We start from the raw sequence: 13650 nt of genomic DNA, 5'->3' as shown, positions 1-13650 counted from the left end.
CGTTATAGGGCATGGCCCGGCCCCATGAGCCAACGGCCGAGTCTAAATGAATCGGCCGGGGGGAGATGAACTTTTTAGACGCTACTCAAAAACGGTTTTTGCGCGTTTCAGTTTGCTGATGGCTGCTGTAGTCAACTGAATCGTCATAAGTAAAACTTCCTCGTATCTGTAAGAAGAGCTACTCCCGGTCACTGCGATTCGAATGGGGTGCTAGCTATGTGCGGGTTCGCGGGAGCGAGCTCCCTCGCCACAAAGGGACAAGTCCTACAAATTTTCCAGACGTCAAGATTGAACGTTCGTCGGATGGCGGGTTGCTACCATCGCAATTGCCTGCCGATATCAACACGGCTGCTACGCTTGGTCGTTGCAGTGCCCGAGTTCCATTCCTGCTCACGCTGCAAGGGTAATCACGGAGTGCGACATCCATTCCTGTCGGCAACCTGCACGGAGGCAGGCGATGGTGATCAAAAGCATGGCCGATTCGACTGCGGCGGGGAGACCCGAGCCGCTCGATCGGGAAGAAATCGAGCGGGTGCTGGCGCTGTTGCTGGTCAGCCCGTTGTTTGCCAAGTCCAGGCGCATGGGCAGTCTGTTGCGTTTTCTGGTCGAGCACGACCTTCAGGCTTGCAATACGCCGCTGACCGAACACGCCATCGGCATCGCGGTGTTTCGTCGTGACCCGGCAGTGTATTGCACGGGCGACGATCCGGTGGTGCGAGTGCAGGTGGGGCGCTTGCGGCGCAAGCTCGCAGCGCATTACGCCGGCAACGGCCAGCAGGACCCGGTGCGCTTCAGCATTCCACCCGGGTGTTATCGCTTGACCTATCAGCGGCTGCGGCCCAAGGGCGTCGGCATTCGCCATCCTGTGGTCCAGATCCAGCCGTTTACCTGCCTCACCCGCGATGGCGATGACTTTACCCGGGGTTTGTGCGAGGAGTTGAGCTGCCGGCTGTTCGAGTCGTTCGAGCAGGCGCAGACCGGGACCAATCATGTGTTGATGCGGGTGGCACGCAACAGCGAGCCGGTACCGGACTTCAAGCGTGGCGGGCGTTACAGCTATTGCCTGGAGGGCAGCGTGCGGGTCGAGCCTTCGCGGGTGCGAGCGTCATTGCGCCTGGTGGATGTGGCGCAGGGGCGGATTCGCTGGTCGGCGCAGTTCGATCGTGATCGACCCCATGGCATCGCCACCCAGGAGGACCTCGCGCAGTCGATCTGTCGTTCGCTGACGGGCTACTTCGCCGCGGCGGGCAAAGAGGAGTGAAAGGGCAACCGCAAGGTTGCCCCGGCATGACGGTTACACGGTTTTCCACTGACCGCCTTCGTAAAGGCGACCTGCGGTGTTATCGAACGTCAAGTCGATTTCGATCGCCTTGGAGCGTGAGGTACTGAACATGGTGCTGGTCTGTACGTTCTGTTCGAACCACACGAGGATGGTTTCCACCGGCGTCAGCACGGTTTCACCGGTGACCACCTGATCCACCGCAACGTAAATGGGGGTGCTGACCTGATTGCCATCAATGCCGGTAGATAACTGGTTGATACCCGGATGGATGGGGGCGTAGTCGTTTACAAAGGTCATGGAAATGTTCGGTCCCCCGGTAACCGCCGAACTCAGCAGACCGTGCTCATCGAGTGTCGATGTTTGCCCCAGGCCGATATTGACGATGTTGGTCGAGACTTTGACCTGCACATTTGCCTTGAACAGGTTGGACGCAAACAGCTGATATTGAGGCGTCCAGCTGAACTCGTTGTTGCTCAGGTAAGCGTCATAGGACTGCCAGACCACGTTGTAGTCGGCGTCACCCACCTTCTTGGCGAAGCACAGCTTGTAGCCGGACTTCTTGAGCTGCGCCAGGTCGCCGGCGGCGATTTCGATGGTGACGGTTTTTTGCGAAGCCGCCAGGGCCGACCTCAGTACCCGGCCGTAATCCGCCGCTTTCAGTTGCGTTGCACCCATGATCGACTTGACGGCTTCTTGCACATCATTGTGAAGCTGCTGGCTCTTTTGGCTGACAGCGATTGATTTGCTCATGGTTTCCCTCTTCCTTGGTGGTGTGTTGGGCAAACAATGGGCTGCTGGCGCTTGGCGCTGCAGTCCATTGACGGCTTCACTCTAGGGGCGAGGGGCAGGGCGGCTAAGTGTCTTGGTGTTACAAGCGGGTATCGGGGGTGTATCAGGGGCCGGGTCAGCGGGGCAGCCGATCGGCCGCCCCGCCTTGACCTCAGGCGGCCCGGGCATCGGCCCAGACGAAGTTCCAGCTGGTGCGTTTGCCCTTGGCGATCTCGATCAGCTTGTTCTCGTACACCGTGTGATTGACCACGCCGGTGTAGGTCAGGGTGCGGGCGGCATTGGTCCCGGTGACCTCGCCCGGCTTGCCGCCCGACTCGACCATGGCTTTTTTCATGTCGGCATCCGACGGGGCGCTGCTCTGGTTTTTTTCCACTTTGACGAAACTCATGATTCACCTCTTCCGTGATGGGGGGATCGGTGCCAACGCGGGCCGACAAGTCGACGACCCAGTTCCACACCGACGGCCATACTCTATTGGCCAGTTCGGCGGCGCAGAAGTGACAACTGCGGCGCTGAGGTAACAGTCGGGAAACAGTGCCACGCATTGAAGTATCTGCGACGTATCAAGCGTGGATTCACATCGAAGAACGTTGCGGCGAATGCCCGGACGTGAAACCTGGCTTCGAGCGGATGAGCGCAGACGGTTCATGGCTCTGTGACTCGATGGAACCAACTACGTCAATAGCGTCTAAATTTCAGGGAACATTTCCCACCACGAAGGAGTGACTCATGTTCAGGTCTCGATCTTTGATTGCAGCAATCACCTGTTTGACCCTGATCAGCGGCTCGGCGACGGCGCTGGCTGATCCCGGTAACGGCCAAGGTGGCGGGAAGGTCAACCATGGCAACCAGGGCAGTCATGGCAACAAGAACAAGAATTCCGGCGGCGGGGACTGGAGCAATGGCCCGAGCATCAACCGCAGCAGCGTGCTCCAGATCATTGGCGTGAACACGGGCTACTGGAGCCCCGGGCCTGATTTGCCACCGGGCATTCAAAAGAACCTTGCCCGTGGCAAGCCGCTTCCACCCGGCATCGCCAAAAAACTGGATGGCCGGCTGGTCGGCAGGCTGCCCCACTACGATGGCTACGAATGGCAGCAAGTCGGTACGGACCTGATCCTGGTTGCGCTGGCCACTGGGCTTGTCTATGAAATTCTCGACGGTGCGTTTGATTAACGTGTGGAAGGTCTTCCCGTTGACTGAGGGTGCTCCAGCCGTCTGTCGTGGCACTTGAACTGTTCCAGGGATATCGCGTCATACGTCACGCGATATCAACCTCCTACGGAAGCAATCATGCTTTTTAAAAACAAGAGTCTCGTTGCTGTAATGTCATGCGCCATGATGCTTGCAGCCGCTCCGTTACTCCCTGATGGCCTGTCGATCATGGGTTCCGCATACGCGAAGGATGGCGGTGGCGGTGGCGGTGGAAACGGTGGTGGCGGCGGTGGCGGAAATGGCGGTGGTAATGGCGGTGGTAATGGCGGCGGAAACGGCGCAGGCCACGGCGGCGGTATGGGGGGCGGACACGCCGGTACAGGCCACTCCGGCAGTAACGGCCGCGGCAACGGGCTGAACAGCGACCATGCCGGCAAATCCGTGCGCGACCATGGCCTGAGCGGGAACCACTACGGTAGTGAGCGCAACGATGATAACGGTCATGGCACCACGACCTCAGGCATCGCCCATTCCAAAGATACTCGCGGCATCTCCAAGGCCAGGGCTATTTCGGCCTCGACGCCGGGTGAGCACAACACCAAGGGCTTGAGTAAAGCCGGGCAGTCGACCTCGAAAAAAACCCATTGAGTTCGCGGCGACAGATCAGTTTCTGAAAAGCAAAAAAACCGCTGGAAGGCGGGTTTTTTTATACCTGGAAATTGACCACCGGCCACCACACACCTCGTTCCCCGCCAGGCACATCACTCACAACCAGCCCCCCCAGCGGGCATTACACGGACAGAAAACGAGCCGCCTGGACACATCGCGCAGTGATTTGCGTTCGCGGGCGATTTGTCATGTTCAGCGCCATTTCATTGTAGATATTAGTCAGCCCAACGCGATTTCAATGAGGCTGCACTGTGTTCCAACGACTTGTGTGTTCGCTGTCTGTTTTGAGCCTGTCCATCGCTGCCGCCCAGGCGGCCGAGACTGTCCCCCTCAACACTCCTCGCCTGAAGAGCATCGATAATTTGCGCGATGTCGCCGGTCTCACCACCGCGTATTCGACGGCCAATGACGGCACGATGCGTGGCGGGGTGTTTTACCGCTCCAACGCGCTGACGCCATCGGCGGCGGATCTGGCAACCCTCAACGGTATGGGCATCAAGGCGGTCTACGACCTGCGCACGCCAACCGAAATCGCCGCCACGCCCGACACGATGCCCACGGGTGCGACGTACACCAACATCGACATCATCGGTGGCTCCACGTCGGGTGCGAACATCACCAACGTTGCGTTCCACAGCGCCGCCGAAGCCACCGCCATGATGCAGGACACCAACCGTGATTTCGTCCGCAACCCTGGGATGCGCAGCGAGTTCAACCAGCTGTTCAATGAGCTGGCCACGGTCGACGGCGCCGCGCTGTTCCATTGCACCGCCGGCAAGGACCGTACGGGCTGGACCGCTGCTGTGCTGCAAAGCATCGCCGGGGTCGACGATGCCACCATCATGAGCAACTACCTGGCGACCAACGACTACACTGCTGCGCGTATCCAGGCGACTCTGGCGGCGTTGCCTCCGAGCCTGGCGACCATCTATGGGCCGCTGATCGGTGTGGAGGCCAGTTATCTGCAAGCCGGCCTGGACGAGGTGACCGCGCAGTACGGCACGATGGATAACTACCTCAAGGAAGGTCTTGGCCTGTCCCAGGAAACCATCTACGTGCTGCGCGGCAAGATGGTGTTCTACAACAGCCTGCCTGGCGCAGCGGACCTGGCCGGCAACGCTGCGGCCGGCGCGCAGTTGTTGCAACAACTGCAGAACAGCAACCTGTCGGGCACCTACAGCGCCTACAACTACTACCTGCAGTCGGCCATCGATGCCCGCAGCCTCGGGGGCGTGGAGTCCACCGTCGGCGGTCAGGTGCACGCCGACGCCGCGAGCTACCTGCTGCGTCAGGGCGCGATGATCGAATAGGCCGCCGCGCCGTTCACCAGCGGCATCGACCTCAAGGCCGGGCAATATCGCCTGTGGAGCACCGCCCTGGCGGGGTACCTGGGCACGGATGGTTCGTCCCAGGCCTCCAGCAGCAACGAGCATAGCCAGGGCATGATGATTGGCCTGACCCAGCGCTTTTCCGAACAGCTCAGCGCCCATGCCGGCTTCGGCTACAGCAGCGGCAATGTCGGTGGTGCAGGTGGCGAGGCCGATACCGACCTGACCTTCTTCAGCGTCGGCGCACGCTTTGCGCCGAACGGTCTGGAACGTGGCCTGTTTGTGGATGCCAATGCCAGCGCGGGCTATCTCGATTACGAGAGCAAGCGAGAACTCGGCGGCGGTCTGGGCACGGCCAGGGGCGACAGCCATGGCAACCTCACCGGCGCGACTCTGGCGCTCGGTTACCGTGTGCCGGTGAACGGCGTGACCCTCGAACCGAGCCTCGGCGTGCGGGTCAGCCACGTCAACCTGTCGGGTTTCCAGGAAAAAGGCAGCGAACTGGCCCTGGACGTCGACGGCATCCACGAGACCCGCAAGAGCGCGGTGGCCAACCTCAACGCATCCTTTGCACCTGTCAGCCTCGGTGCCTGGCAAGTGGTGCCGGGTGTGCAAGTGGGCTACGAGCATGTGTTGGGCGACCATGAAGTCGACAGCGAAGGGCAACTGTTGGGCCTGGACATCGAACAGCAAGCCGCCTTCGACAACCGTGACCAGTTCACCGGTGGTGTCAACGTCATGGCCAACCTTGGTCCGTGGAGCGTAGGGGCGCAAGTCGGCGCCAGTGGTGGCGGCGACAGCCACGGCTTCAATGGCGGCCTGAAGGCCAGCTATCTGTTCTGACGATCAGATTAAACAATCTGTGGGAGCGAGCTTGCTCGCGAAGGCGGATTAGCAGCCGACGAAGAGGGTGGCTGACATACCGCCATCGCGAGCAAGCTCGCTCCCACAGTGGTTTTTTGTCGTACGCGGGATTTGTGTTCGACACCGATCAATGGTGGGAGCGAGCTTGCTCGCGAAGAGGCCGTGTCAGTCGACATGGATGTTGAATGTCACTACGCCATCGCGAGCAAGCTCGCTCCCACAGTGGTTTTTTGTCGTACACCGGATTTGTGTTCGACACCGATCAAAGTGTGGGAGCGAGCTTGCTCGCGAAGAGGCCGTGTCAGTCGACATGGATGTTGAATGTCACTACGCCATCGCGAGCAGGCTCGCTCCCACACATCCTCAATTGGTCGCCATGGGTCGCGTTCTCCGGCCTTTTCTCACGTCTGCGGGACTGATGCCGTAGGCACTCTGGAAATACTGGCAAAACCGGCCGACATTGCTGAAGCCGTGTTGCAAGGCCACGTCTGTCACCGACGGCGCCCCCCCTTGGGACAGCGCGGCAAAGGCGCGCTCCAGGCGTACCTGGCGCTGATAGGCAACGATCGAGGTGCCCATGAAACGCTGAAAACCCTCCTGCAATGCGCGCAGGCTGACGTTGGTCAATTGCGCCAGTTCGGTACCGCTGGCCAGTCGGTCGGGATGAGCCTGAATGTACTCGACGGCCAGCTTCACATGTCGCGGCGCTATCAGTGGGGAGGGGCGCTGAAGGGCCTCGGTGAAGTTGTGCGGCCAGGTTTCGAGCACGGCGTCGACCAGCATTTCGCGAAGGCGTGAAGGCATCAGCGAGCCCGTATTGATCAGCAGGTCGAACTCGGTTCCGGTGGCCAGGTCCACCAGCGCCTTGATGCCCTGCAAGGCGGGTACGCTCAGATCCACCACGGGCTCAAAACAGATTTTTTGCAGGATCGGCTTGCCGAGCAACATCGACAGTCGTTCGGTGATCAGCGCCCGGCTGATCGAAATCCCGTGCTGCGCATGATTGTCGACAAAGCGCGCCGAGCGGACCTTGGCCTTGTCGATGGCCAGGCCGATCTGGGCGAAGCCAACCGACTCGGTGACGTGGTTGAAGATGATCTTGCCGGCGGTGGGAATGACGAACGTGATTTCATCAAGGGGGGCGGGAAATGCCACCGTGAAGTCACCGTGAAAGTGCATGCGACGAAAGCTGACACCTTCGTGTCTGCCGTAGACCCCGCCGATGCTGATGCTTTTTGGCGGCGGCGCAGAATCGGAGTAAAGGTTGCCGAACAGGTTCAAGAACAACGCGCCAAAGTCGTCACAGCTCATGTCGTTGGACCTGATGATGATTTGCTTGCGCGTCGTGCTTGAGTACACCTGTAGTGTCACCTTGAGCGGTTGGGCAAAGCCCGGTACGGGGAACTGCCGATCGGAGTTCGAACGGATGCGGTTCGGGAAAGCGCTAGGACGTTATCAGTGACTAATGACAGGTTTGTTACCGGTTGTTGCCACTGTCGTCGCCGGCTCCGTTCACCCGACGCCACCGCTCGCACCGGACAACGGGTGGCACGAGCGGTACCGGGGCGTGGGCGGCCAGCAATGGCCGCGGCTATTTCACCGGTTCTGTTGCCTTGATATCCCCGCAAAAAATATCGACGTTGCCATCGGTCGAAGCCGTTCGCACGACCACCGAATACTTGCCGTCAAGCAGGGTTTGCAACGGCACAGGCGCGGTTCTGGTAAAAGACCAGCCGCGTACGGGTTGGCGTTCGGTGTTGACGGTGTCGTTCATCGCGTAGGCGACTGACCCGGGTTGCTGGCAGGTGCCGTTATTGATGAAAGAGTAAAGACGCAGGGGCAGCGTAACCCCCATTGGAGCACCGCTGATGAAGAAACTGAGCCCAGTTTTCTTGTCCCAGTCGGTCAAGGTGACGGTGCCGATCTGACCGGCGTTTTGCCGGGTGGCGACCAGGTTAACGTTCACGCCGTGGGTCGAAGAAGTGGTGCAGCCGAAAAGGCTTGCCGCAACCACGAGTGCTGCCAGTGAGGTTTTGAGCTTCATTGCCAAACTCCTGAGTTGAAGAACTGCAATGGGGAGAATTAGCGGGTATAGCTCATTTATCGCTTTCATGACGTCGTCCATACGAGGCTTCCACTTTCAGGAAGGACGTGTTGGAGGTATTCGGGCTCAATCAACGAATCCCTTCATCGCCGCGCAAACCGGCTACATTTGTAATCTACCGAGCCCGATTGCCCGGACGTTTGCCGGTGTATTCAACCCATGCCCCACCCTTGGAATTTCCTCAACCTGAGCTGATTGCCCGCCGGCACACGCGCTTCGATGCCTTTGAGGGTTTGCAATGGTTGCGCGTGCAGTTAAAGGATTGTGCGGTCTGTCGAGCCCACTCATCATCCGCATGGAAGATTTGCCACTGGAGTGACCGATGAATCAACAAGGCAGCCATCCGCAAGAGCGGATTCCAGGCACTCCACAGCGGGGAACCTTGCGCAGCCTGTTGATCCCGGAGTGGCTCGGCAGCTACCGGCCAGACTGGCTGCGCAGCGATGTGGTCGCCGGGCTGACGGCAGCGGCCGTGGTCATTCCCAAGGCGCTGGCGTACGCCACCATTGCCGGCCTGCCGGTGCAGGTCGGGCTGTACACGGCGCTGGTACCGATGGTGATCTATGCCGTGCTCGGCACGTCGCGCCCGCTTAGCGTCAGCACCACGACCACCCTGGCCATTCTTGCCGGCTCCGCGTTGGGCCAGATCAGCCCCGATGGCGATGCGGCGACCTTGCTCGCCGGTTCCGCCACGCTGGCCCTGATGGTGGGTGCGATCCTGATTGTCGCGGGGTTGCTGCGCCTGGGTTTCGTCGCCAATTTCATTTCCGAGCCGGTACTGGTGGGTTTCAAGGCCGGCATCGGCGTGGTCATCGTGCTCGACCAACTGCCCAAGCTGTTGGGCACGCACATCGACAAAGGCGGCTTCCTGCACAATCTGGTGGCCACGGTCCAGAGCGTCGGCCATGCCTCGCTGCCGACCGTGGCGGTCGGTGTGTTCATGGTCCTGCTGCTGGTGGGCATGAAGCGTTTTACGCCCCGGCTGCCCGCACCTTTGATTGCGGTGGCGCTTGGCATCATCGGCATGAGCCTGTTTGGCCTGGAGCGCTTTGGTGTGTCCGCCGTGGGCGTGGTGCCGATCGGATTGCCCGCACCGACCCTGCCGGTTTGGTCGATGGCCGAAACCCTGTGGTCCTCGGCGATGGGTATCGCGCTGATGAGTTTCACCGAAACCATCGCGGCGGGGCGCGCTTTCGCCCGCAGTGACGAGCCCGCGCCACAACCGAATCGGGAACTGCTGGCCACAGGCGTTGCCAACATCGGTGGCGCGTTTCTCGGGGCCATGGTCGCCGGTGGCGGGACCACCCAGACGGCAGTGAACCGCCTGGCCGGCGCCCGTTCGCAACTGGCCGCACTGGTCACCGCCGCACTGGCGCTGGGCACTTGCCTGCTGCTGGCACCGCTCATTGGCCTGATGCCCAACGCCACGCTCGCCGCCGTGGTGATCGTGTATTCGGTGGGTTTGATCGAACCGGCGCAATTTCGCGAAATCCTGTCGGTTCGCCGTACCGAATTTGCCTGGGCCGTGGTGGCCATGATCGGCGTGATGCTGCTGGGCACGCTGCAAGGGATCGTCGTGGCGATTATCGTCTCGTTGCTGGCCCTGGCCTACCAGGTCTCCGACCCGCCCGTGCACGTACTTGGACGCAAGCCCGGTACCAACGTCTATCGTCCGCAGGCCACCGACAACGAAGACGACGAACACTTTGACGGATTGCTGTTGCTCAGGCCCGAAGGACGGGTGTTCTTCGCCAATGCCGAGCGCATCGCCGACAAGATCCGGCCGCTGATTGACGTGGCGAATCCCAAGGTCGTGGTCCTGGACCTGCGCAGTGTGTTCGACCTGGAATACACCGCGCTGAAAATGCTCACCGGCGCGGAGCAGCGCATGAGTGAGAAAGGCATTTCACTGTGGCTGGTGGGCATGAGTCCGGGCGTATGGGACATGGTCATCAAGGCACCCCTGGGCCATGTGCTGGGCGAGGCGCGCATGTTCCTGAACCTGGAACAGGCGGTTGAATATTATCAGCGCAGTCGACGCGCAATGAACGCGGCCGGGGGCACTCCGGACGCTATGTGACGCATTGAAGGAGGTTACGGGCATGGCAAAGAAGAAGGCGGCAACCAAAAGCAAACCGGTCGAAAGCGGCAAGCTCAAGAACAAGGATTATCTCGAGGAACTGGCGCGGCTGCATGTCGAGATGGTCAAGCTGCAGGAGTGGGTGCAGCACTCGGGCGCCAAGGTCTGCATCGTCTTTGAGGGCCGTGATGGCGCCGGCAAGGGCGGGACAATCAAGGCGTTGACCGAACGGGTCAGTCCGCGGGTGTTCAGGGTGATGGCGCTGCCGGCACCGACCGAGCGGGAAAAAAGCCAGATGTATGTGCAACGTTATCTGCCGCACCTGCCGGCGGCCGGTGAAGTGGTGATCTTCGATCGCAGCTGGTACAACCGCGCCGGTGTCGAGCGGGTCATGGGGTTCTGCAGCGACGAGCAGGTGCACACCTTTCTCACCGGGGTGCCGCGCGTCGAGCAGGCACTGGTCGAATCGGGAATCATCCTGATCAAATACTGGCTTGAAGTGAGCCAGGAGGAGCAGACCCGACGCCTCAAGTCGCGTATCACCGACGGGCGCAAGATCTGGAAGCTGTCACCCATGGACCTCAAGTCCTATAACCGCTGGTACGACTACTCCCGTGCCCGGGACGACATGTTCAAATTCACCGACACCGAATTCGCCCCGTGGCGGGTCGCCAACTCGAATGACAAGCGACGGGCGCGACTGAACATCATCAGTGATGTGCTGAACAGTATTCCTTATGAAGAAATACCGCGGGCAAAAGTGAAACTGCCAAAACGCCAAAGTCCCGGAAACTATCGGGATCCGAACTATCCGTTCAAGTACATCCCGGAAAAATTCTGATCGATGCATTGGGCAGGAGCCGGCCCACGCCAGCTCCTGCTGCATGCCATCAGGCCTTGATCACGTACCCATACGCTCGGGTACGACCGCCTTCCTGCTTCAGGTACACGCCCTGCAGCTCCGGTGTGAACCCGGGCAAGCGGTTGATGCCTTCCTCCAACGCCAGGAAGTACTTGAGCACCGCGCCGCCCCAGATTTCACCCGGCACCACGCACAGCACCCCCGGCGGATAAGGCAACGCACCTTCGGCCGCAATGCGCCCGTCGGCATCCGCCAACGCCACCAGTTCGACGTTGCCGCGGATGTACTCGATTTGCGCTTGCTGCGGGTTCATGGCCTTTTTCGGGAAGTGTTCCTTGCGGAACATGTCCTTCTGCAACTGCTGCACATTGTGGTGGCGGTACAGGTCGTGCATTTCCTGGCAGAGCTGGCGAATGGTGTAGTTGCGATAACGTTCCTGATGCTGCGCGTAGATGGCCGGCAACACCCGGCTCATCGGCGCGTCATCGCTGATGAAGCGTTCGAAACGGGCGATCTGCGCGGCCAGGTGGGTCATCTTCGCCCAGTCTTCGGCCGGGGTGAGCAGGAACAGGATGGAGTTGAGGTCGCATTTTTCCGGAACGATGCCGTTCTCGCGCAGGAAGTTGGCCAGGATACCGGCGTGAATGCCGAAGTCGGTGTAGCTGCCATCCACCGGGTCGATGCCCGGCGTGGTGAACAGCAACTTGCACGGGTCTATGAAGTACTGCTTCTCGGCGTAGCCGGCAAAGGCGTGCCAGCGGTCCTTGGGGTGGAACTCGAAGAAGCGGATGTCATTGGCAATGTCTTCGGTTGGATAGTCTTCCCAGGCGCGCCCTTCAATGGTATCCGGCACGAACGGTCGGACCATGGTGCAGGCTTCGAGGATCAACTTGCGCGCCTCGATGCCGAACTTCACGCAGTCTTCCCACAGGCGCAGGCCGCTGCGGCCCGAGTGAATGCGCGCATTCACATCCAGCGAAGCGAACAGAGGGTAGAAGGGGCTGGTGGACGCCTGGGCCATGAACGCGTTGTTGAGCCGGTGATGGTTGCAATAGCGCGCCTGGCCTTTGATGTGGCGGTCCTTCTTGTGCACCTGGGAGGCCTGGGAAAAACCGGCCTGCTGTTTGTGCACCGACTGGGTGACGAAGATGCCCGGGTCGTTCTCGTTGAGGTCGAGCAACAGCGGCGAGCAGTCTTTCATCATCGGGATGAACTGCTCGTAGCCGACCCACGCCGAGTCGAACAGGATGTAGTCACACAACTTGCCGATGCGGTCGACGACTTGCCGGGCGTTGTAGACGGTGCCGTCATAGGTGCCCAATTGAATGATCGCCAGGCGGAACGGCCGTGGCAGTTGCGCCTTGTCCGGGGCGACTTCGGCGATCAGTTCGCGCAGATAGTCTTCGTCGAAACAGTGGGCGTCGATGCCGCCGATGAAGCCGTAGGGGTTGCGCGCGGTTTCCAGATACACCGGCGTGGCGCCGGCCTGCAACAGCGCGCCCTGGTGGTTGGATTTGTGGTTGTTGCGGTCGAACAGCACCAGATCGCCGGGGGTCAACAGGGCGTTGGTCACCACCTTGTTCGACGCCGAGGTGCCGTTGAGCACGAAGTAGGTCTTGTCGGCGTTGAACACCTGCGCGGCGTGTTTTTGCGCCAGCAGCGCCGGGCCTTCGTGGATCAGCAGGTCGCCGAGCTTGACGTCGGCGTTGCACATGTCGGCGCGAAACAGCGTCTCGCCGAAGAAATCGAAAAACTGCCGCCCCGCCGGATGCTTGCGAAAGAACTGGCCGCCCTGGTGACCGGGGCAGGCAAAGGTTGCGTTGGCCGCCTCGGTGTACCGTTTGAGCGAATCGAAGAAGGGCGGCAGCAGGCTTTCTTCATAGGCTTTGGCCGCTGTCTCCAGTTGGTTGCCATGGTATTCGACGTTACTGGGGGACAGGTCGAAGATGCCGTTCACCTGCAGCAGCACGTCATTGAGGTGTTTGTAGACTTCCCGGGGGCGGGTGCTGGTGCCGGGGGAAGGCACCAGGAAAATCGGCACATCAAAACCGGTGCGCTGAATGACGTCCAACGCTCCAGCCAACACATCATTGACCGACACCACGGCCACGGCGACGTCGGTGAAGTCGGTTTGACTGAGCGGGACCACCTCCCGGGTGTTCAGGAAACATTCGGAGGTGCCATCGCTGGCGGCGATTTTCAGAGCTTTCATGGGTGGTGTCTCCTGGCGGGCACTCATTTGTCCGCGGCTTTTTTAGAGAGCAACTTCCGAGGGAGCCTTCCAGTTCCCCTGATCGGAAATCATGTCACCACTGGTTATAGTGCATATTCCTGATCTGTCAGGCGTTTTACCGCGACCTTGCACAACTTGACGTCTCACGACCTGTCGGTCAGGCGTGTACCAGCGCAATCGTGAACGAGACCACGATCATGCACGCAAAAGCAAAATTGATATTCATGAGGTTTCCATCCGAAACATGAGTGACGGCGCCATCTTGAACAGGTCACAGCAAAATA

Annotated in this window: 10 protein-coding genes and 1 pseudogene; 6 read left to right on the top strand and 5 right to left on the bottom strand. The window is 60.4% G+C overall.

Annotated elements, in window-relative coordinates:
* The first annotated feature begins 457 nt into the window (after positions 1-457).
* Positions 458-1261 (top strand): hypothetical protein, encoded by an 804-nt coding sequence (locus ABIE16_RS15310; protein WP_429521475.1) that lies wholly within the window; start codon positions 458-460, stop codon positions 1259-1261.
* A gap of 33 nt (positions 1262-1294) precedes the next feature.
* Here ABIE16_RS15310 and ABIE16_RS15305 read toward each other — a convergent pair whose 3' ends face one another.
* Both ABIE16_RS15305 and ABIE16_RS15300 read right to left on the bottom strand, forming a co-directional pair.
* Positions 1295-2032, bottom strand: a complete 738-nt coding sequence (locus ABIE16_RS15305) for a hypothetical protein (RefSeq protein ID WP_090456159.1) — start codon at positions 2030-2032, stop codon at positions 1295-1297.
* A 190-nt stretch (positions 2033-2222) separates the two neighbouring features.
* Positions 2223-2459 carry a hypothetical protein gene (locus ABIE16_RS15300; RefSeq protein WP_090456158.1) on the bottom strand — a complete coding sequence of 79 codons (237 nt, stop codon included), beginning with the start codon at positions 2457-2459 and terminating at the stop codon, positions 2223-2225.
* 341 nt (positions 2460-2800) lie between these two features.
* Here ABIE16_RS15300 and ABIE16_RS15295 point away from each other — a divergent pair, with 341 nt between their 5' ends.
* The 3 genes and pseudogenes from ABIE16_RS15295 to ABIE16_RS15285 all read left to right on the top strand — a co-directional run bounded on the left by ABIE16_RS15295 (position 2801) and on the right by ABIE16_RS15285 (position 6066).
* On the top strand, positions 2801-3247 hold the full coding sequence (locus ABIE16_RS15295) for an anti-virulence regulator CigR family protein (protein ID WP_090456156.1): 447 nt from the start codon (positions 2801-2803) through the stop codon (positions 3245-3247).
* A 117-nt stretch (positions 3248-3364) separates the two neighbouring features.
* Positions 3365-3874, top strand: coding sequence for a hypothetical protein (locus tag ABIE16_RS15290; protein ID WP_429521474.1), 510 nt, complete (start codon positions 3365-3367; stop codon positions 3872-3874).
* Between the two features lie 272 nt (positions 3875-4146).
* A pseudogene (locus ABIE16_RS15285) lies at positions 4147-6066 on the top strand (tyrosine-protein phosphatase).
* Between the two features lie 384 nt (positions 6067-6450).
* Here the strand turns inward: ABIE16_RS15285 and ABIE16_RS15280 are convergent.
* Positions 6451-7398, bottom strand: a complete 948-nt coding sequence (locus tag ABIE16_RS15280) for a helix-turn-helix domain-containing protein (protein ID WP_429521473.1) — start codon at positions 7396-7398, stop codon at positions 6451-6453.
* 280 nt (positions 7399-7678) lie between these two features.
* Positions 7679-8131 (bottom strand): hypothetical protein, encoded by a 453-nt coding sequence (locus tag ABIE16_RS15275; RefSeq protein WP_090456151.1) that lies wholly within the window; start codon positions 8129-8131, stop codon positions 7679-7681.
* Positions 8132-8513: 382 nt separating this feature from the next.
* Here ABIE16_RS15275 and ABIE16_RS15270 point away from each other — a divergent pair, with 382 nt between their 5' ends.
* Both ABIE16_RS15270 and ppk2 read left to right on the top strand, forming a co-directional pair.
* Positions 8514-10271 carry a SulP family inorganic anion transporter gene (locus ABIE16_RS15270; protein ID WP_429521472.1) on the top strand — a complete coding sequence of 586 codons (1758 nt, stop codon included), beginning with the start codon at positions 8514-8516 and terminating at the stop codon, positions 10269-10271.
* Between the two features lie 22 nt (positions 10272-10293).
* Positions 10294-11112 carry a polyphosphate kinase 2 gene (gene ppk2 / locus ABIE16_RS15265; protein ID WP_090456147.1) on the top strand — a complete coding sequence of 273 codons (819 nt, stop codon included), beginning with the start codon at positions 10294-10296 and terminating at the stop codon, positions 11110-11112.
* 49 nt (positions 11113-11161) lie between these two features.
* Here the strand turns inward: ppk2 and speF are convergent, their stop codons facing one another.
* Positions 11162-13345 carry an ornithine decarboxylase SpeF gene (speF, locus tag ABIE16_RS15260; RefSeq protein ID WP_159390181.1) on the bottom strand — a complete coding sequence of 728 codons (2184 nt, stop codon included), beginning with the start codon at positions 13343-13345 and terminating at the stop codon, positions 11162-11164.
* Positions 13346-13650 lie beyond the last annotated feature (305 nt).

Origin of the sequence: Pseudomonas sp. 2725, assembly GCF_050434585.1 — a bacterium.
Lineage (GTDB): Bacteria > Pseudomonadota > Gammaproteobacteria > Pseudomonadales > Pseudomonadaceae > Aquipseudomonas > Aquipseudomonas jessenii.
This window is presented reverse-complemented; position numbering and strand designations above follow the sequence as displayed.